The organism is Acinetobacter brisouii CIP 110357, assembly GCF_000488275.1.
GTDB lineage: Bacteria > Pseudomonadota > Gammaproteobacteria > Pseudomonadales > Moraxellaceae > Acinetobacter > Acinetobacter brisouii.
Genome location: NZ_KI530762.1, coordinates 195,156 through 214,207, shown reverse-complemented (window position 1 = coordinate 214,207; position 19,052 = coordinate 195,156). Strand labels below are relative to the sequence as shown.

Below are 19,052 nucleotides of genomic sequence, written 5' to 3'. Positions count from 1 at the left end.
TTGACAACAAAGGACACATCGCATGCCGCATCAAGGAAAAGAGCTTCATTTACGTCGCGCCGAAATTGGGCAAGGTACAGTCATTGCACGTGCCTTGCCACACCGAGAAAAACGCATGATTGGCGCATGGTGCTTTCTCGACCATGCTGGTCCAGTCGAGTTTGTTCAGGGTGAGGGACTGGATATTGGCCCACACCCGCATATTGGTTTACAGACCTTCACGTGGATGATTGAAGGTACGCTAATGCATACTGACAGTTTGGGTTCAAAACAACTGATCCAGCCCAAACAGGTCAATCTCATGACTGCAGGTTACGGTATTTCTCATACAGAAGTCACGCCTCCTCATGAAACCCAACTGCATACAGCACAGCTCTGGATTGCCCTACCCGATGACAAACGCAATATGCCCGCCAAGTTTCAGCATTATCCTGAGCTACCCGTCATACAGAAAGACCAGATTGAATGTCGGGTTTTAGTCGGCGACTTTTTAGGGCATACATCCCCTGTCGAAGTCTATAGCCCATTACTTGCCGTCGATCTGTATGCAGCACAGGCAACCCAGACCACATTGCCGCTGAAGCCCGATTTTGAGTATGGCATTTTACTACTCTCGGGGCAGGCGCAGATCAATGATCATGTGCTGACCACAGACAATATGCTGATCTTTGAAACAGGTTCAAGTGACATCAGTCTGGTGCTGTCAGCCGATAGCCGCGTGCTCCTGATTGGTGGAGAACCATTTGAATCACCAATTTTACTGTGGTGGAACTATGTCGGTCGTAGCGAAGATGAAATTAAAGCTGCGCATCAACACTGGTTACAGCATGACAGCCGCTTTGGAGAGATTCCTGATTATCCAGGTGAACGTTTACAAGCACCTGCATTTCCCGAACAAATGAGGGCATCAAAATGAGTATTGTGGGTCGTAGTCAAGTTCAAAGCTTACCTGAACCATGGAAAGGACTGATTCATTGTGGTGAACATCACTTTTTTACTGATGAACCTGAACATCTTGAAGGTCATGATCAGGGTGCAGCACCTTATGACTTGCTATGCAGTAGCCTTGTAGCATGCACCATGATTACGCTACGCATGTATGCCAAACATAAAGGATTTGACTTGGGCGAGTTTAAGGTCACTGCTCAGTTTCTGAGCCATCAGGATGGTTCTGAACACATTCAACGTCAAATTGAATTTCCTCAACCCATAACCGATGACTTGCGTCAGAAACTTTTGGCCGTTTGTCAAAAAACACCTGTCACAAAAACCTTGTTGCGCAGTGTCAAGATCGAAACACAAATTTTCGACCCTGCTACATAGTTTACAGGTTGGCAAATGTTATTACATTTCGCCAAAATCACCACGGTTAAAGTCATGAATAGCCTGCATAATTTCTTGCTGGGTATTCATGACAAATGGCCCATAACCTTGAATCGGCTCATTCAATGGTTGTCCTGTTAAAATCAGAATTCCCGCACCCTGTTCAGCGCTGATCTGAATCGGTTCGGCATCGTCTCGGTCAAACAGGACAAAGCTATGATCAGCAACCTGATACTGTTGATTGATTGAAACTGTTCCTTGTCTTACGACCACAATACAGGTTTGCCCCACAGGCACGTTAAATTCATGCTGCTGCCCTGCCATCAACTGAATATCCCAGACATTCACAGGACTAAAAGTCGAAGCCGCGCCTTGCACATCGGCATATTGTCCCGCGATGACCCGCAAATAACTGCCTGCCTCATCCAGTACAATTGAAGGAATCTCACTTTGGGTAATGGCTTGATATTTCCCATGAGTCATTTTGTCTTTAGCAGGTAAGTTGACCCAAAGCTGTACCATTTCTAGCTCACCACCTTGCTGGGCAAAAGCTTTCGAATGTAGCTCCTCATGCAATAAACCCGCGCCTGCGGTCATCCATTGCACATCACCAGTCTGGATAGTTCCACCTCCACCATGCGAGTCACGATGCGAAATTTCACCTTTATAGGCAATGGTCACTGTCTCAAAACCGCGATGCGGATGTGCTCCAACCCCGCGTGGCGTGGTGGTTGGACTAAAAAATTCAGGCGCAGCATAATCCAGCATCAGAAAAGGACTCAGAACCTGCCCCAAACGGTCATAAGAAAACAAGGTGCTGACATGAAAACCATCGCCCACCCAATGTTTTTGCTGTGTCCGATACTGCCCAATGACTTTTTTCATGTCGGAATCCTCAACTGATTTAGAGCATAATTTTACATTCTAAGCGAGAGTCAAAAAATCATAAAAATAAGACGGATTATCTTATATATGCAATAAACAACTTCCGCTACAATCAATTGGTTGTCTGAACGCAAGAGGCTACCATGCATATTTTTGATGATTATTATTATTTTTATCTGGTGGTCAAACATGGCGGATTCAGTGCAGCCAGTGAAGCGACTCAAATTACCAAATCTAAACTCAGTCGGCGAATTTTAGAACTTGAAGAACGCTTTAATATTAAATTGATTCAACGCACCACACGGCATTTTCAGGTGACGCCACTTGGGCAACAGTTTTATGAAGAATGTCAAAAAGTCGTTAACCAGATTGAATGCAGTGAAAACGTGCTATTACAACAAAAAAGCGAACCTCAAGGTTTGGTGCGCATTAGTTGTCCAAATGTCATGCTGCAATTTCAGATTCGTCCGATTCTAAATGCTTTTTTACAACAATATCCCAAAATTCAACTTGAGCTGGAACTGACCAGCCGCCGTGTCGATGTACTGCATGACAATATCGACATTGCAATTCGCACCAGTTTCAACCCCAATGTAGATTCCAGCTTAATTGTCCGCGATGTGGTAAAAACTACGCATTGTCTGGTGGCAAGCCAAAGCCTGTTACAAGGCCATACCATTCAACATTATCAGGAGCTGGCACAATACCCAGCACTGGCTTTAGGCTTGATGAAAAACCAGTATACGTGGCATTTGCAGCACCTCACTACGGGTGAAACCGTGAATTTTCATTTTGACCCTCGTTTAAAGTGCAATGATCTGGCAGGTGTATATTATGCAGTCAAAGATGGTTTGGGTATTGCCGACTTGCCTGTGCTGAGTGTGCAAGAAGATCTGAAAAACGGCGATTTAATACAGGTATTGCCCGATTGGCAATCCAATATTGGCACAGTCCAACTGGTCTATGCATCACGTAAAGGACAACGTTTAGTGATTGAAAAACTGATTGAAAGCCTGATACAAGGCTTACGCAACATGGTGGGGCGCGAAGCGGGTTATATCGCCTAAGTCTTTGTAAGCAGACCATTTGTAACAGTTTGACCCAGTTAATTTGTGCAAAAGCATGGAATTGAAGGCAATCTCTGCTTTAAGATAGCTTTCTTTTTGCGTAATTTTTCAAAAAATGTCGAAACTCAGTGCATTAGATCAGTTGCTACAACGCTATAAACAATTGCAATATCATCAAGATCCTGTGTTATTTCAACGCCTACAAGATGTACAACAATGGCAAAAGAACCGCTTAAAGCACTCACATCAGGCATTATTTTCCGAAAAAAATAATCGGCTCATGGCAGCTTACTTTGTCGACCGTTTATATGGTGGGCCAGATTTTGATGCCTTGGCCAAACAGATTGAACGCTTACTCAAACATGCGCATAAAGCTGAAAAATTTATTCCCGAAAATGCCATTAAAGCAGGAACGCACGGGATTTTACTCGCCATTTATGCAGTTGAACTTGATGAACAAGTTGCGGCACACATTCAGAACAATTATCCGCATAACCAAGTGTTAAATGATGAAATCATGCGCCAAACCTATTTAAAGCTCGATCAGGCACAGGCACGTCTGCAACAGCTCAGTATGGCGGATGAATTCGGGCATTATCTAGACCGTTATTTGCGTTCTTTTGTGGTTCATACCGCCTTTAAAATGTGTAAATCGGTGGCGTATAAACACCATTTCCAAATGATGTACGACTTTATGGATGAAGGATTTACAGCCATGAAGCCACTCAAGTCTGCGGAAAATTTTGTTCGCGATTTTACCGCACAGGAACGTCAGGTGATTCATCGTGTTCATGCAGGCGATCTACAGCCTTTTCAATAATCGCCCCGCACAAAGCAGACTTTTTTCTGTATATTATTCATCTATTCAAGCATGATGATCGCTGCAAAATTCTGCATAATCTGTCATCATGCGCACTAATTCTTTTATACCGGTGAATGAGGAGAGACTCATGTCGAACGAACACCCAACGCCAAATACACCAAATGAGTCGACACAAAATTCTAATAAAGTTAGTCCTTTTTTAACTTCGCCGCTTCCTGAAGGCACACCACAAGGTCAGCAAACCAGCCTTAACCAAGCCTCACAAGATACCCCTATTACAGAGCAAGTCCCTCACTACAACTTGCCACGCGGTGCAGGCAAAACAGGCAATGTCGGCGACACTACCCACTTTGGTTTTAAAACAGTGCGTACCGAAGACAAAGCGCAAAAAGTTGCCGAAGTGTTCCACTCGGTTGCCAGCAAATACGACATTATGAATGACTTGATGTCATTCGGGATTCACCGTTTATGGAAACGCTTCGCGATTAACATGTCAGGTGTGCGCCGTGGTCAGCATGTTCTAGATATTGCAGGCGGTACAGGTGATCTTGCCAAAGTATTTAGCCGCGAAGTTGGCCCTCAAGGTCATGTAGTTTTGTCTGACATTAACGAATCCATGCTTAATGTCGGTCGTAGCCGTTTACTCGATGCAGGCTGTACCAATGTTGATTTCGTGCTTGCCAATGCAGAAACCTTAGAACCATTTGCCGACAACAGCTTTGATCTATTGACCATCAGTTTTGGTTTACGTAATGTCACGGATAAGGATGCGGCGCTTGAATCGATGTATCGTGTATTGAAGCCAGGCGGTCGTTTACTGATTTTAGAATTTTCTAAACCTGTGTTTGAACCATTCTCAAAACTCTATGACCTGTATTCATTTACCGCATTGCCAATTATGGGCAAATTGGTGGCGAATGACTCAGAGAGCTATAAGTATTTGGCTGAATCGATTCGTATGCACCCAGACCAGCGTACTTTAAAAGGCATGATGGAAAAAGCAGGCTTCCAGAACTGTGATTACCATAACCTGACTGGCGGTATTGTTGCAGTACACCGTGGTTTCAAACTCTAATCGAGGACGCTCCTGATGTGGTCAATTCTTGCATTAGGTGCTGCTGAACGTCTGGTCAATCGTGTGATTGACCTTGACGCGATTACACGCATCCAACTCAATCAACTCCAAGGGCAACTCCTCCGTGTCGTGATTGCCTCGCCACAACTCTCAGTCGATGTTTTTTTTGATGAAAACATCTTACGTCTAGAGCCAACGGCAACAGGACACAGCGAAACCCCAAGCCTGTTTGAACAACGTCCTTTCGATCCACAGCATAGTCCAAGCACTGCCAATGCCACCTTACAGGTTGCCAATGTGGTCGAGCTGCTGAAATTATTACTGAATAAAGAAGTCGGTACGATTCCTGTACAGGGTGATTTTCGCCTGTTGCAAACCCTGCAAGACATTTTGCAACGCCTTGAACCAGACTTGGCGGCACATTTATCGCCATGGGTTGGGCCAACGCTGGCACATGAACTGGGTAAAATTCAGCACTTACCCCAACTGGTGAAACGCTCGTTGCAAAGCAAACTGTTTTTTGCCGCAGATACCTTAAAAGAAGACAGTGGTTTATTTGCACCGCGCTGGCAAATGGACGAACTGCAACAAGGCACGCGTGCCCTGCAACAAAATATTGACCGACTGGAAGCCAAAGTTCAGGCATTACAGCAGAAAATTCTCCCAAAACAAGATTAGGTGACCGCTTCAATGATTCCGCATATTTCCCGTTTAATCGAACTGTGGCGTATTGCTGCGCACTATAGACTCGACACGTTGGTTGCTGCGGAAGACATTCCAATCAAGGCGCGCCCCTTACTGAAACTGATTCGCCTGCACCCTGCGGCATGGTCAAGCAGACAGGGCAAAAACCCGCTCAAGCTTAAAGAAGCTTTGGAAGATATGGGGCCGTTAGCGATCAAACTCGGGCAGTTGCTTTCGACCCGTCGCGACCTGATTGCACCTGAAATCTTGCAGCAGTTGGTGTTACTGCAAGATCGGGTCAAGCCCTTCGAAGCCGATGTCGCCAAAATGCGCATTCAGCAATCCTTGAAAGCAGATATCAACTCGCTATTTTCCCGTTTTGATGAACAACCACTTGCCGCGGCATCGATTGCACAGGTGCATACTGCGGCATTGCATGATGGACGTGAGGTGGTAGTCAAAGTCACCCGTCCGAATATTCGTGCGCAAATTCTGCAAGATTTTGAAATTCTGACGTGGCTTGGGCATAACCTCGAAAACCGTCTTGAAGCCGCGCGTGCGCTACATCTATCGGAAATTATTCAGAATTACCGCCAGACCATTCTGAATGAACTGGATCTGACCCTCGAAGCGGATAATACTCGCCGTATGCGGCATTATTTTACAGGCTCAAGCATGATGTATGTGCCTGATGTCTATATGGATAGTACCGATGTCATGGTGGCGGAACGCATTACGGGCGTACCGATTTCAGATACCGAAACTTTTGACCGTCTCGGTATGAACCGTGCGGACTTGGCAGAAAAAGGTTTAACCATTTTCTTCACCCAAGTCTTTCGCGATAACTTTTTCCATGCCGATATGCATCCTGGCAACGTGTTTGTGGAAACCATCAACCCGCAGCAGCCGCGTTATATTGCGCTCGACTGCGCCATTATGGGTGAACTCTCCAAGCAGGATCAAATGACGGTTGCCCGTATGCTACTTGCCGTGATGAATGGCAATTTCATGCAGCTGATTCAGGTGGTGCATCAGGCAGGCTGGATTCCACCAGGCACCGATCAAGATGCGTTGGCCCGTGAAATGCGCCGCACCGTTGGCCCAATGATTTCCAAGCCGATGCATGAGCTGGATTTTGCAGGCATCCTGATTCAGGTGATGGATATTGCCCGTCGTTTCCACTTGGAAATTCCGCCACAGTTAATGCTGTTGCTAAAAACCTTGGTACACGTGGAAGGCTTGGGTACAGACCTCTACCCTGAACTGGATATCTGGAAACTGGCTAAACCGATTCTGACCGAATGGGTCAAATCCAACATGGACCCTGTGAAAAATATCAAACAGTTAGGACAGCAAATTCCTGACTTGCTGTTGGGTGCACAGGATATTCCAACGCTGATTGTGGACAGCTTGAATGGTTTAAAAAATCAGTCCGCATGGCAGGACAAGCAGTTACGCGAATTACAACATTTGCGTTTACAAATGCAACAGCAGCAAAAACGTAGCTGGATTTTTGGCAGCATGATCGCGATTTTACTCAGCATCGCCATCATCAGCCCGTGGTTTGTGTCGATTCCACTGATTGTTGTGGCTAGTCTGATCGCACTGTGGCGAATTGTGCGTTAAGCCGATGATCAAAGCGGGCATGTCCCGCTTTTTTATGGTTTTAAAATAGGTAAATCAACATGCAGATCAGTCATTTAGATCATTTGGTTCTGACCGTTGCCAGCATTGAACAGAGCTGTGAATTTTATCAGCGCGTTCTCGGTTTTGAAGTGGTCACTTTTCGCGGTGACCGTAAAGCCTTATGTTTTGGACAGCAGAAAATCAATCTGCATCAGGTCGGTAAAGAATTTGAACCCAAAGCCGAAAAACCAACTGCTGGCTCGGCTGATCTGTGTTTTATTGCAGTCACACCCTTAGAAGATATTATTGCTGAATTACATCAATGCGGCATAAGCATTGAAGAAGGGCCAATTCAGCGTACAGGCGCAACGGGTGCGATTATGTCAGTTTATATTCGCGACCCTGATCAAAACCTGATTGAGATTTCAAATTATATTGAATAATTCAGAGCACTTATCTCAGCATGACATCACGGTTGAGATTGAATTGATTCAGAGACATGAGATTGAAATGGCATTTGCACGCCTGCTGAAAAGTGATGTGAAATATCATTTTGTGGTTGATATGCAAGCCACTTCATGGGCTTAAGCATCAGAACGGGTCTTTGATCAAACTCCAATAGCTCATTCTTAAATGGGCTATTTTTTTATGTATTCATGCGATCCCATGCAGGTTTTGATTTACAAATCCCCCGCAACATGTTCAAAATACAGAAAAATAATATGAAAATAGCGATAAATGATCCCAATTAAAACCATACATTTTGCCATTATTGGCGCAGGCACAGCAGGGCTTGCTACGGCTACCCTACTCGCCCAACAAGGTTTTCAAGTCAGTATTTTTGAAAAAGCCCAACATTTAGAGCCAGTCGGTGCAGGTTTGTTATTACAGCCTGCGGGTTTAGCTGTGTTTGAACATTTGGGTGTACTGGAACACGCCTGCCAGCTCGGGGCAAAAGTCACAGGCTTGGAAGGTCAGCTTGCCGATGGTCGTTTATTGGTGGATAGCCATTATCACGAAGCAGGCAATCACTACACGGGATTAGGCATTCACCGCGCAACCTTGTGCCATGTATTACAAACTGCGGTCAATCAGCATCGGGATGCCATTACGTGGTTTATGGGTTATGACATTCAACAACTACAAGAATCCCCTGAGCAGGTTCGCTTGATTGGACAAGATGCCCAGCAACAACCGTTTGATGCCGCTTTTGATGCGGTAATTGTAGCGAACGGCGCACGTAGCCAACTGCGTCCATCGGCATGGGTCAAGATTGATCAACCTTATCCGTGGGGAGCAGCATGGACGATTGTGCCTGAGTGTCAGCAGTTTGATCGTGAAATCCTGCATCAGTTTTACGATACCAGCCAGATCATGATGGGCATCTTACCCACAGGTGCAATTCCTACTGCATCTGAGCAACGCCTGTCCAGTGTGTTCTGGAGTTTGCCAAGTGCGCAATTTCCGCATTTTCTCAAACAGGAACAGCAGCGTGAGCTTTGGCTCAGTCAAGTCTCCAAGCGCTGGGGCAAAGCCGCAGACTGGCTGGAACAGGTGACTCAAACGGCATCCACCACATGGCTCTCGGCACAGTATCGCGACGTGGTCATGTCCCAATATGGTCAGGGACGCATTGGGGTGATTGGCGATGCTGCCCATGCCATGAGCCCGCAACTTGGACAAGGCGCGAATATGGCACTGCTTGATGCATGGGCATTGTCACAGTCGGTACAACACAGCTATGCGCAGCAGCAACTGGGCTGGGCAAAACTGTGGCAGCATTATCATCAGCTACGGCGTTCTTCGACCTTTTTCTATCAGAGTCTTAGCCGTTTGCTGACCCCGCTATACCAGTCAGATTTACGCTGGGCGAGCCGAATGCGTGATGTATTGTTCCCGCTCATGTATCGAATTCCGTATTTCCGCAGACAAATGGCGATCACCATTTCAGGTTTTAAAACCAATGCCCTGCAACAGCTAAACTATGCAGAGATCGCACAATCGCCCATAGCTCCAGTACTGGGTTCGGCAAAATGCTGAAATATTGGTTTTGGAAAACTGGTTAGATGCCGTACACTATAGCCCTGCTTAATTTAAGCCTCTTTTTTCCACGCAAGAAATTTGGTGATTTTCCATGAACAATATGCAATGGCTCGATGAAGTAAAATTTAACGAACAAGGTCTCATTCCTGCGATTGCACAGCATCATCATACCGGACGAATCCTGATGGTGGCATGGATGAACCGAGAAGCACTTGCACTAACTGCCGAGAAAAAACAGGCAGTATATTTTTCCCGTTCACGTCAAAAACTCTGGCATAAAGGCGAAGAGTCTGGGCACTTCCAGACCGTACACGAAATCCGCCTTGACTGCGATGCTGACGTGATTGTGCTGCAAATCGAACAACATGGTGGGATCGCCTGCCATACAGGTCGCGAGTCTTGCTTCTATCGCAAACTGACTGAAAATGGTTGGGAAATTGTCGATGCTCAGCTAAAAGACCCTAGCGAGATCTATCACAATACCGCTTCTAGCAATCCGCATACCCTTGCCATGTCCGCGTCCAATGCACAGGCAGAAAGCGTCGAAGTACTCGATTATCTCGGTAAAATGATGATTGAGCGTAAAGCAGCCGACCCTGAAAGTTCTTATGTGGCGAAGCTGTATCACAAAGGTCTCAACAAGATTTTAGAAAAAGTTGGCGAAGAAAGTGTCGAAACGATTATTGCCGCGAAAGATTTCGCCAGCCATGCCAGCGAAGACAACAAGAATGACCTGATTTATGAAGTAGCCGACTTGTGGTTCCACAGCATTGTGATGCTCGGTTACTTTGATATTGACCCACAAATCGTGCTGAATGAACTGGCACGCCGTCAAGGTTTGTCAGGACTGGTTGAAAAGGCAAATCGTGCAGCCCACTAAACCAACTGCCGAACAGCAGATCGCCATTGAGCATGCGCTCCGTGGCGAATCGTTCAAAGTGGTGGCCTACGCGGGTACAGGGAAAACCACCACGCTGCAAATGATCAGTGCTGCCATGCCTGAACGGCGTGGCATGTATCTGGCATTTAACAAAGCCATTGCCAGTGAAGCCCAGCAAAAATTTCACCGCAATGTTGACAGCCGCACCTTTCACTCACTTGCCTATCGCAGTGTGCCACGCAACATTACCGACAAATTGCGCCTGCCACGTCTGAGTCCGAGTTTTCTGGCCAAAGAATATCGGCTTGAACCGATTACCTTACGTCGCTTGATGGGCGGTCGTTACGAAAAATACGCACTGATGCCAAGCCGCCTTGCCAGTATCGTAGTCAATGCTGTAGGTTACTTTTGTGCTACCAGTTCGCAATACCCTGCCCCGCGGCATATTCAGGTGCCAAGCTGGCTGCATCCCGATGATGCAACCGCCCTGCAACAACATTTATACCCTGCGCTGGAGCGCCGCTGGCTCGATTCAGTCAATCCACAACATCAGGCAGGCATTGGGCACGATATCTATCTCAAACTGTGGGCGCTGTCCGAACCGTATATTCCAGCAGATTATATTTTATTTGATGAAGCTCAAGATGCTGATCCACTGATGCTGGGTATTTTGCTGCAACAGAAAAATACTCAAGTGATTTATGTCGGTGATGCGCATCAGCAGATTTATGCATGGCGTGGTGCGGTGAATGCCATGCAAAAGCTGCCACTGACAGAGTCACGCCTGACCACCTCATTTCGTTTTGGCGAACCGATTGCCGAGGTTGCCAACAGCTTGCTGGGTGGACTAAAAGAAACCGTTCCTTTGCATGGCAATCCTGAACGTAAATCCTCAGTTTTCAACAAACCACATACCAAAAAGCGTGATGCGATTTTATGTCGTACCAACGCGCGTGCCATGGAATTGCTTCTGGCAGGTCTGGTCAGTGGTGAGAGAGTCAGTTTGCAGGCCGATCATGCCCGCCTGAACCGTTTTATTGATGCCGCGAGCATTCTAAAACAAGGCAAACGCGTCACCGATGTGCCTGAACTGGCATGGTTTAATTCATGGCATGACGTACATGAATACTGCGAAACTAATGAAGGCAGTGATATTAAACCCCTCGTCAAACTGGTCGATGATCATGGGACTGCGCCACTCAAACGCGCTTTGGAAAAAATCACGCCGATTCAGGAAGCTGACTATGTGATTTCTACCGCCCATAAAGCCAAAGGTCTGGAATGGGATCGGGTCCATCTGGAAGATGACTACCAATTTAAGCTCAATGCCCATGACCATAAAATCAGTGATGAAGAATTACGCTTACTGTATGTGGCATGTACCCGTGCCAAAGTCAGCCTAAACATCCATCATATTTATGATCTAATCCAACAACTTAAACAGAAAACTCCGTTTAAGCCACAGACCCTTGTGCCCACTTCAGTGTAGATGCGATTGGCCCAAAGTAAGTAACAAATTTATAAAACATAAAAATTATAATCAGAATAGGTATTTACAGGACAAACGGCGCAACAGCCTTGAAAAAGGCTAGTTTTAGCAGTCAAAAAATGTAGAATAATCTTGTACTTAATTTATTTTAGCACATATTTCATCCATCTAACCCAGTCGATCTCTCGGTTACACCCTAGTAGAGCGCACTTCGGCTTTTAAAAATTGAATATTGGAATGCTCTTTGCGCTCCTCTGATTTTTAAAAGAAACATAACTTTAGGTCATGACCTAATTGACAACTTAGGGATTCAAGTGTGTTAGCCATTATCATACTGTTACCTCTGCTTTTCGGCACAGGTCTGGTTTCGTGTTTATCACACGCACCACGCCGTCTCAACATGCTCGCCGCCATAAGTATTAGCTTAAGTTGTTTCGGGCTTTTGCTCAGTCAGTCAAATTCGGTTTTCCATGGTGCAACCCTATTACAAACGTGGGCTTGGTTGCCTGAAATTGGCATTAACTTCAGTTTCCGCCTCGATGCTTTAGGCTTGTTGTTTGGTTTGCTCATTAGTGGGATTGGAACCCTCATTTTTATTTATGCCTATTATTATTTAGGTGAAAAAAACTCCCTGAGTAAGCTGTATGGCTTACTGATGCTGTTTATGGCAGCCATGCTCGGTATCTCCCTGTCCAATAACCTGATCATTTTACTGGTGTTTTGGGAACTAACCAGTATCTCCTCATTTTTATTGGTGGCGTACTGGCATCGTTATGATGCTGCACAGCGCGGCTCACGCATGGCACTGATCATTACAGGCATGGGCGGACTGGCGATGCTCGGTGGCTTTATGCTGCTGGGGCAAATGGCTGGTAGTTTTCAACTGGATCAGATTTTAGCACTAGGTTCGAGTTTGCAAACGCAGCCGTTATTTGTACCTGCGCTCTTGTTGATTTTACTAGGTGCGTTTACCAAAAGTGCGCAGTTTCCATTTCACTTTTGGCTCCCCAACGCCATGGCAGCCCCAACGCCTGTTTCCGCTTATTTACACTCGGCCACCATGGTCAAAGCAGGGATTTTTCTGGTGGCTCGCCTACTGCCGATTTTTGTTGGTTTTAGCTTGTTTCACAATTTAGTCACCCTTGTCGGGCTGACCACCTTTGCACTCGGTGCATTTTTTGCGATTTTTAAAGAAGACCTTAAAGGCTTGCTGGCTTACTCAACCATCAGCCATCTGGGGCTGATTATGTGTCTGCTTGGACTGGGTTCACCTCTGGCCGTTGCAGCTGCAATTTTCCATATTTTAAACCATGCAACCTTTAAGGCTGCCTTGTTTATGATCGCCGGCATTATTGATCATGAAACAGGTACGCGCAGCCTGAAGAAACTGCAAGGGATCTGGTACTTACTGCCGTTCACAGGCACACTGACCATGATTACTGCTTCTGCCATGGCAGGCGTGCCATTCACCAATGGTTTTTTATCCAAAGAAATGTTTTTTACTGAACTGGTTCAGCATTTGTCTGGTTTTAGTCTCATTTTAGGCGTTGCAGTTGCCACATTGGCAGGAATTTTTGCGGTTGCCTACTCATTCCGTTTAGTGCATGGCGTATTTTTCGATGGTGAAATTGGCGAACAGATTCCAAATCCTCATGCACATGAACCTAAACTGGGTATGCGTAGCCCAATTATTTTGCTCGCAAGTTTATGTATTTTAGTGGGCATCTTCCCAGCATTTTTTGCTGAAACACTGGTCAACCAGGTGACTCGTGCATCCTTGCAACTCAACGAATTCCACGGCGCACATTTAGCGATTTGGCATGGGGTCAATTTACCCCTACTCATGAGTATGGTGGCACTGGTCGGTGGCTCAGTCTTTTATCTACGTTTAAGTCGTGGAGCACTGATCCGTCATATTGATATCGAAGATTATCTGCGCAAGCTGCAAGGTAAACTGATTTTTGAATACCTCATGCAGCAGATTGTTTATCTTGGACGTGCGGTCAAGCTCAAAACTGAAACAGGGAAGCTGCAACATTATTTGTTCTGGATCATCAGTTTTAGTATTGTCATGCTGCTCATTCCATTGTGCAGCCAACCACTCCGTACAGGTACGCATCTACTCACTCAGGCACCATGGATTGCCATCATGCTCTGGCTACTGTTGTTTAGTGCCTGCTGGATGATGCTGTGGTTTCATCATGAACGGATTAAGGCTGTCTTGATTAGTGGCGCAGTCGGTCTGGTGGTGACTCTGGTTTTTGTCGCACTGTCTGCACCAGATTTGGCACTGACCCAAATTACCGTCGATGTCGTGACCACCGTGCTGCTGTTAATGAGCCTGTCACTATTACCTCAACTGACCCCCTATGAATCCACTCAAACCCAACGCTGGCGCGATGCAATTTTAGCAATTGTTGCAGGTGGAGGTGTCGGCTGGATCAGCTGGCTGATTCTGACCCGAGATCATGATTCAATTTCATGGTTTTTTGTGCAGCAGTCCTTACCTCTGGGCGGTGGCTCAAATATTGTTAACGTGATTCTGGTCGATTTTCGTGGTTTCGATACCTTCGGTGAAATTACTGTACTGGGTATTGCTGCACTTGGCACATTATCGCTTATGGATGGGATGCGTACGCACGGCACCACCATTACCCAAGGGCTGAGCTACCGTTTTAATCCATCTCCTCTGTTGGTACGCACGACTGCATCATGGGTGCTGCCTATCGCATTAGTGGTCAGCCTGTATATTTTCATGCGTGGGCACAACCTCCCTGGAGGTGGCTTTATTGCAGGCTTGATCACGGCAATGGCATTGATTATTCAATATATTGCTCTTGGTCAGGACTATGCTGAGCAACTGCTCAAAGCCAAATCTGGACGATTATATGAAATCTGGATTGGCACGGGTTTAAGCATTGCAGGCATAACAGGCGTACTGGCATGGCTCTGGTCACATCCATTTTTGACCAGTGCGCATGTCTATGTGTATCTGCCTATCCTCGGCAAGCTGCATTTGGCGTCAGCGGCACTGTTTGATTTAGGTGTGTACCTGACTGTTGTCGGTGCCACCATGCTCATGATTTCAGTCTTGGGTGACTCAAGACACACCAACATTTCAGGCCCTATCCCAAAGGAGTAAGACAATGATTAGCTTAGAATTACTGTTAGCTTCAGGAATAGGACTACTGGTTGCAACAGGTGTGTATTTATTGCTACGGGCACGTACCTTTCCCGTGGTGCTGGGTCTTGCCATGATTGGCTATGCCGTGAACCTATTTTTATTTGCCACAGGTCGGATTCAGGTCAATGCACCTGCAATCTTGACCAGAACTACACATGTGACAGACCCCTTACCTCAAGCACTGGTACTCACCGCAATTGTGATTGGTTTTGCCACAACTGCATTTATTGTGCAATTGGCGCTACGCAGTCGCTATGAGTCAGGGACGGATCATGTCGATTCCAAAGAAATTACCGAGTTACCTGATGACCCGAGTGAGGATAAAGCATCATGATGACATGGTTTAATTTTTGGCAACAACATACGCCTATTTTTAGTATTCTCATTCCTGCATTTACAGGCTTTATTCTCCTGCTTTTAGGCAATCCTGGTGCAGGGCAACTGGCGCAAGATCATCGTCAGACATGGCGACGTGGACTCAGTATTGTAGCGACTGCTTTGGGTTTCATCACTGCGATCAGCTATTTTGTGCATGCAAGTTCAGGGCAAATCAGTGTCTATCAACTCAGCGAATGGTCAGCACCTTTTGGTATTGTCCTCGTGCTCGACCGACTTTCAGCATTTATGCTGCTCCTGACCTATACGCTTGCCCTACCGATTATTGCGTATGCCAGTCAGGGATGGGATGCACGCGGGCGCTATTTTCATGCACTGTTCCAGTTTTTATTGATGGGGTTATGCGGTGCATTTTTGACTGCCGACTTATTTAACCTGTTTGTATTTTTTGAAATCCTGCTGATGGCATCGTATGTTTTGCTAATTCATGGGCAAGGCAAGGCGCGCTTTCAATTGGGCATTCACTACGTGGTGATTAACCTGCTCGCCAGTGCTCTATTTTTGATTGGGCTTGGGCTGATTTATGCCAGTGTTGGCAGCCTGAACATGGCAGATGTCGCACGTTTATTTCCAACACTCGCCCCCGATCAGGCAGCGCTGGCTCAAGCAGGGGGTTATCTTTTATTTACTGTGTTTGCGATTAAGGCAGCAGTTTTGCCTTTGGGCTTTTGGTTGCCTAAAACCTATGCAGTTGCCAGCACCCCTGTCGCTGCAATTTTCACTGTGATGACCAAAGTTGGCTTATATGCAATTTTGCGGGTCAACTCGGTGATTTTCCTCAATGACCATGATCACTCCCTGTTTGATATCTTGTTAATTTTGGGATTGCTCAGTTCACTGTATGGTGTGATTGGCGCGATTGGGGCTTTGCGGTTACGGCGTTTTGTCGGCTTTATGATTTTATCATCGCTGGGTACGATCTGTATTGCGATTGGCCTACACCGTACAGAAGCATGGGCGGCAGGTTTATATTATCTGTTTCATAGCACCATCATTGGTGCAGCATTTTATTTACTTTGTGGCTGGATTACCGCGCAGCGTGGTGAATTTAAAGACCACCTGAAAGTTGCACCGCGCATGAAACAGGAAAAGTTGCTGTCGATCTGCTTTTTTATTATTGCATTGATGATGGCAGGCTTACCGCCATTTAGCGGTTTTTTGGGTAAGGTGTTTATTTTACATGCTGTTCAGCAGCACCCATGGCAACTCGAGATTATTGCTGGCATCTTGGTCGTGAGTTTACTCAGCATTGTGGCGTTTATTCGTGTCGGGTTGATTTTATTTTGGCAATCGAGCGAACCTGAGGATAATCCAGCAACTCAAGCTTATCGAAATTATCAGGCGCTGCCTGCAATTGCACCAAAAGGTAATGCGATAGCGCTGTATCTGCTACTGTTGATATTGGTAGCATACGTTGCTGCGGCACAACCTGTACAACGTTATTTAAGTGCGGCCAGCCTGCAACTGGAGCAACAAAGTCTGTATCAACAGCATATTTTGCAACGTGATCAAGATGGGCAATATATCAGCACCCAACCTTTTGATCCTGAATATATTCCCGAAACCAAATATGGCGGTGAAAACCCCGATGCTAACGCCCATCTGATTCCTGCCATCATTCACCCGAATACACTACATGGCGAACATATTTCACCTTACAAGCAACAACAGATTCATGACCAGCTGAACAACCTTCATGATGTACCCGACACGCCTGATCATGAACAATTGAAACTACAGTCTGTGGAGCGCTAAGTATGACAAAATTCTTTTGGATTGATCGCTGCTTGCCCCACCCTTTTGTTTCAGTCATGGTCGGGCTATCTTGGCTCATGCTGTCGCATAGTTTAGATGCTTCAGACTTACTCATGGCAGCACTACTGGCCGTGTTGATTCCCAAACTGCTACAGCATTTTATTACCAGCACCCCCCATATCGACTCAAAACAAGCTATTCGACTGTTTTTTGTGGTGCTTTACGATGTCATTGTCGCGAATTTTGTAGTCGCAAAACTGGTACTTGGCTCAACGGACAAATTACAACCCAAATGGTTCCGTGTTCCGCTCGACTCTCAGCATGAACAGGTCAACTCCTTACTGGCAATGATTATTACCACGACACCTGGTACAGTCAGCGCAGGGATTGATCAGGAACGTGGGGACATTTTGGTGCATGCACTCAGTTGCAGCGATCCCCAAGCCGAAATTGATCAGATCAAACAGCGCTATGAAGCACCTTTGCTGAAAATTTTCCAAGCTAAACAAGGAGAAACACCATGATGATTTTGCCGTATGTATTGGGCATTTGCTTAGTCATGATCTGTATTTCCATGTTGTTATGTCTGGTGCGTTTGGTATTTGGTCCTTCGATTGTTGACCGCCTGCTGGCGCTAGATACCCTGTTTCTCAATGCTACAGGTCTTGTGATCGTGCTGGGTGTGTACTGGGCAACCACGCAACTATTTGAAGGTGCACTTCTGATTGCCATGCTGGGTTTTGTGTCAACTGTTGCTTTGGCACGTTACTTCACAACAGGCCATGTGATCGACTAAGCAGGAGAATCAAACATGCAATTATTGATGGAAATCTTGGTGTCGTTTTTCCTACTAGTCGGTAGCTTTTTTATGCTGGTGGGCGGTATTGGCATGATTCGCCTACCCGATTTATTTACCCGTTTACATGCACCGACCAAATCCAGTACGCTCGGTTTGGGCAGCTTTCTGATTGCAGCCATGATCTACTGGGCATTTCAGGGACATTTTGGTTTTGCCGAATTGCTCATTACCTTACTGGCGTTTATTACTGCACCTGTATCTGCAAATTTAATGGCACAGGCGGCACTGCATTTAAAGCTACGTTCTTTAAGTGGCGATGTTCCTGAAGCGATAGAACGTCCTTTGCCTTGGGATCGTTACCGTTTGCAGCGTCAAGCGCAAAAGCGTGAAAAACGCTTTAACCAAACGCCTGATGAATAAGCTTCTTTTATCACAGTTAATACTCTCTTTATCTTTCTGATGGAGAGAGTACTTTGTTTCTAATCACTATTTTTAAGTCAGTCGAAATTTAAAAAATTGAAAAATAATAATATATTAAGGCGCATTTCACATAACGCAAATTATGCTAAATAATAGCTATATTTTTAAGGAAATTCATAAATGTTAATAGATGAGATCCAAATTAACAGAGAAAAAAATCTTCCTCTATTTCAACGAGTAAAAGCCTCAACTTTTTATAGTTTACTTGGTCGAGCTAGCAAAAAAATGCGTGGCATAACATTTAATTATGATCATAAAAGTAAAATTATTGAGACAATAATATTTTTTGATAGCAAATTATCAGAAGAAGAAGAGGAGGAAATGAATATAGCTAATACAGAAGTTTTGGCAGATATTTATAATGAAGTAACCTATTTTTTACTTACTTTAGAAATAATTCCATCTTCTGAAGCTATTGTAGATAAGCGTGGAAATTGGGGATGGGTTTATCTACGCCATGAGTATGATTTTTAACATTTCCTAAAATTAAAAAAATACAACTTATACAAAATCGGTTGCTTTATTTAATATAAATCATAAACT

At 45.4% G+C, this 19,052-nt stretch carries 20 protein-coding genes; 19 read left to right on the top strand and 1 reads right to left on the bottom strand.

The features are described 5' to 3' along the window. Positions 1–22 precede the first annotated feature (22 nt). Together P255_RS00960 and P255_RS00955 are read left to right on the top strand one after the other, a co-directional pair. Complete coding sequence (locus tag P255_RS00960; protein ID WP_004899109.1) at positions 23–916, top strand: pirin family protein; 894 nt, start codon at positions 23–25, stop codon at positions 914–916. Beyond that, positions 913–1,323, top strand: coding sequence for an OsmC family protein (locus tag P255_RS00955; protein WP_004899107.1), 411 nt, complete (start codon positions 913–915; stop codon positions 1,321–1,323). The genes P255_RS00960 and P255_RS00955 overlap by 4 nt, the downstream gene beginning before the upstream one ends. Before the next feature lie 21 nt (positions 1,324–1,344). Here P255_RS00955 and P255_RS00950 read toward each other — a convergent pair whose 3' ends face one another. Then, complete coding sequence (locus P255_RS00950) at positions 1,345–2,208, bottom strand: pirin family protein (RefSeq protein ID WP_004899100.1); 864 nt, start codon at positions 2,206–2,208, stop codon at positions 1,345–1,347. 143 nt (positions 2,209–2,351) lie between these two features. Between P255_RS00950 and P255_RS00945 the strand changes: the two genes are divergently transcribed. From P255_RS00945 to P255_RS00870, 17 genes are all read left to right on the top strand, one after another. Next, a complete protein-coding gene (locus P255_RS00945; RefSeq protein WP_004899092.1) occupies positions 2,352–3,275 on the top strand; it encodes a LysR substrate-binding domain-containing protein in 924 nt (307 codons plus the stop codon). A gap of 115 nt (positions 3,276–3,390) precedes the next feature. Beyond that, positions 3,391–4,095 carry a DUF8198 family protein gene (locus tag P255_RS00940; protein ID WP_004899090.1) on the top strand — a complete coding sequence of 235 codons (705 nt, stop codon included), beginning with the start codon at positions 3,391–3,393 and terminating at the stop codon, positions 4,093–4,095. 130 nt (positions 4,096–4,225) lie between these two features. Continuing rightward, a complete protein-coding gene (gene ubiE, locus P255_RS00935) occupies positions 4,226–5,173 on the top strand; it encodes a bifunctional demethylmenaquinone methyltransferase/2-methoxy-6-polyprenyl-1,4-benzoquinol methylase UbiE (RefSeq protein ID WP_004899087.1) in 948 nt (315 codons plus the stop codon). A 15-nt stretch (positions 5,174–5,188) separates the two neighbouring features. After that, the gene (locus P255_RS00930; RefSeq protein ID WP_004899086.1) at positions 5,189–5,851 is read left to right on the top strand and encodes a hypothetical protein; all 663 of its coding nucleotides are present in this window, start codon (positions 5,189–5,191) and stop codon (positions 5,849–5,851) included. A 12-nt stretch (positions 5,852–5,863) separates the two neighbouring features. After that, positions 5,864–7,483: an ABC1 kinase family protein gene (locus tag P255_RS00925; RefSeq protein ID WP_004899083.1), complete on the top strand. Its 1,620-nt coding sequence runs from the start codon at positions 5,864–5,866 to the stop codon at positions 7,481–7,483. A gap of 59 nt (positions 7,484–7,542) precedes the next feature. Further along, the gene (locus P255_RS00920; protein ID WP_004899080.1) at positions 7,543–7,926 is read left to right on the top strand and encodes a VOC family protein; all 384 of its coding nucleotides are present in this window, start codon (positions 7,543–7,545) and stop codon (positions 7,924–7,926) included. After that, a complete protein-coding gene (locus tag P255_RS15310; RefSeq protein ID WP_155756899.1) occupies positions 7,919–8,071 on the top strand; it encodes a hypothetical protein in 153 nt (50 codons plus the stop codon). The genes P255_RS00920 and P255_RS15310 overlap by 8 nt, the downstream gene beginning before the upstream one ends. A gap of 159 nt (positions 8,072–8,230) precedes the next feature. Next, on the top strand, positions 8,231–9,523 hold the full coding sequence (locus tag P255_RS00915) for an FAD-dependent oxidoreductase (RefSeq protein ID WP_035365222.1): 1,293 nt from the start codon (positions 8,231–8,233) through the stop codon (positions 9,521–9,523). Positions 9,524–9,617: 94 nt separating this feature from the next. Then, on the top strand, positions 9,618–10,406 hold the full coding sequence (hisIE, locus tag P255_RS00910; protein WP_004899076.1) for a bifunctional phosphoribosyl-AMP cyclohydrolase/phosphoribosyl-ATP diphosphatase HisIE: 789 nt from the start codon (positions 9,618–9,620) through the stop codon (positions 10,404–10,406). Further along, the gene (locus P255_RS00905; protein ID WP_044450322.1) at positions 10,342–11,895 is read left to right on the top strand and encodes a UvrD-helicase domain-containing protein; all 1,554 of its coding nucleotides are present in this window, start codon (positions 10,342–10,344) and stop codon (positions 11,893–11,895) included. The genes hisIE and P255_RS00905 overlap by 65 nt, the downstream gene beginning before the upstream one ends. Positions 11,896–12,211: 316 nt before the next feature. Beyond that, the gene (locus tag P255_RS00900; protein ID WP_004899073.1) at positions 12,212–15,037 is read left to right on the top strand and encodes a monovalent cation/H+ antiporter subunit A; all 2,826 of its coding nucleotides are present in this window, start codon (positions 12,212–12,214) and stop codon (positions 15,035–15,037) included. Positions 15,038–15,041: 4 nt separating this feature from the next. Next, the gene (locus P255_RS00895; protein ID WP_004754490.1) at positions 15,042–15,413 is read left to right on the top strand and encodes a Na+/H+ antiporter subunit C; all 372 of its coding nucleotides are present in this window, start codon (positions 15,042–15,044) and stop codon (positions 15,411–15,413) included. Further along, positions 15,410–17,230, top strand: coding sequence for a monovalent cation/H+ antiporter subunit D (locus tag P255_RS00890; RefSeq protein WP_004899071.1), 1,821 nt, complete (start codon positions 15,410–15,412; stop codon positions 17,228–17,230). The genes P255_RS00895 and P255_RS00890 overlap by 4 nt, the downstream gene beginning before the upstream one ends. Before the next feature lie 2 nt (positions 17,231–17,232). Continuing rightward, positions 17,233–17,754: a Na+/H+ antiporter subunit E gene (locus tag P255_RS00885; RefSeq protein WP_004899068.1), complete on the top strand. Its 522-nt coding sequence runs from the start codon at positions 17,233–17,235 to the stop codon at positions 17,752–17,754. Further along, the gene (locus P255_RS00880) at positions 17,751–18,026 is read left to right on the top strand and encodes a monovalent cation/H+ antiporter subunit F (protein ID WP_004899065.1); all 276 of its coding nucleotides are present in this window, start codon (positions 17,751–17,753) and stop codon (positions 18,024–18,026) included. The genes P255_RS00885 and P255_RS00880 overlap by 4 nt, the downstream gene beginning before the upstream one ends. 15 nt (positions 18,027–18,041) lie before the next feature. Beyond that, a complete protein-coding gene (locus P255_RS00875) occupies positions 18,042–18,449 on the top strand; it encodes a Na+/H+ antiporter subunit G (protein WP_004899062.1) in 408 nt (135 codons plus the stop codon). 180 nt (positions 18,450–18,629) lie between these two features. Beyond that, positions 18,630–18,983: a MafI2 family immunity protein gene (locus P255_RS00870; RefSeq protein WP_004899060.1), complete on the top strand. Its 354-nt coding sequence runs from the start codon at positions 18,630–18,632 to the stop codon at positions 18,981–18,983. Positions 18,984–19,052 lie beyond the last annotated feature (69 nt).

Excerpts from the sequence above, each read along its gene's own strand:
- P255_RS00960 (WP_004899109.1), top strand. The coding sequence starts at position 23 with ATGCCGCATCAAGGAAAAGAGCTTCATTTACGTCGCGCCGAAATTGGG.
- P255_RS00955 (WP_004899107.1), top strand. The coding sequence starts at position 913 with ATGAGTATTGTGGGTCGTAGTCAAGTTCAAAGCTTACCTGAACCATGG.
- P255_RS00950 (WP_004899100.1), bottom strand. The coding sequence starts at position 2,208 with ATGAAAAAAGTCATTGGGCAGTATCGGACACAGCAAAAACATTGGGTG.
- P255_RS00945 (WP_004899092.1), top strand. The coding sequence starts at position 2,352 with ATGCATATTTTTGATGATTATTATTATTTTTATCTGGTGGTCAAACAT.
- P255_RS00940 (WP_004899090.1), top strand. The coding sequence starts at position 3,391 with ATGTCGAAACTCAGTGCATTAGATCAGTTGCTACAACGCTATAAACAA.
- ubiE (WP_004899087.1), top strand. The coding sequence starts at position 4,226 with ATGTCGAACGAACACCCAACGCCAAATACACCAAATGAGTCGACACAA.
- P255_RS00930 (WP_004899086.1), top strand. The coding sequence starts at position 5,189 with ATGTGGTCAATTCTTGCATTAGGTGCTGCTGAACGTCTGGTCAATCGT.
- P255_RS00925 (WP_004899083.1), top strand. The coding sequence starts at position 5,864 with ATGATTCCGCATATTTCCCGTTTAATCGAACTGTGGCGTATTGCTGCG.
- P255_RS00920 (WP_004899080.1), top strand. The coding sequence starts at position 7,543 with ATGCAGATCAGTCATTTAGATCATTTGGTTCTGACCGTTGCCAGCATT.
- hisIE (WP_004899076.1), top strand. The coding sequence starts at position 9,618 with ATGAACAATATGCAATGGCTCGATGAAGTAAAATTTAACGAACAAGGT.
- P255_RS00905 (WP_044450322.1), top strand. The coding sequence starts at position 10,342 with ATGAACTGGCACGCCGTCAAGGTTTGTCAGGACTGGTTGAAAAGGCAA.
- P255_RS00895 (WP_004754490.1), top strand. The coding sequence starts at position 15,042 with ATGATTAGCTTAGAATTACTGTTAGCTTCAGGAATAGGACTACTGGTT.
- P255_RS00890 (WP_004899071.1), top strand. The coding sequence starts at position 15,410 with ATGATGACATGGTTTAATTTTTGGCAACAACATACGCCTATTTTTAGT.
- P255_RS00885 (WP_004899068.1), top strand. The coding sequence starts at position 17,233 with ATGACAAAATTCTTTTGGATTGATCGCTGCTTGCCCCACCCTTTTGTT.
- P255_RS00880 (WP_004899065.1), top strand. The coding sequence starts at position 17,751 with ATGATGATTTTGCCGTATGTATTGGGCATTTGCTTAGTCATGATCTGT.
- P255_RS00875 (WP_004899062.1), top strand. The coding sequence starts at position 18,042 with ATGCAATTATTGATGGAAATCTTGGTGTCGTTTTTCCTACTAGTCGGT.
- P255_RS00870 (WP_004899060.1), top strand. The coding sequence starts at position 18,630 with ATGTTAATAGATGAGATCCAAATTAACAGAGAAAAAAATCTTCCTCTA.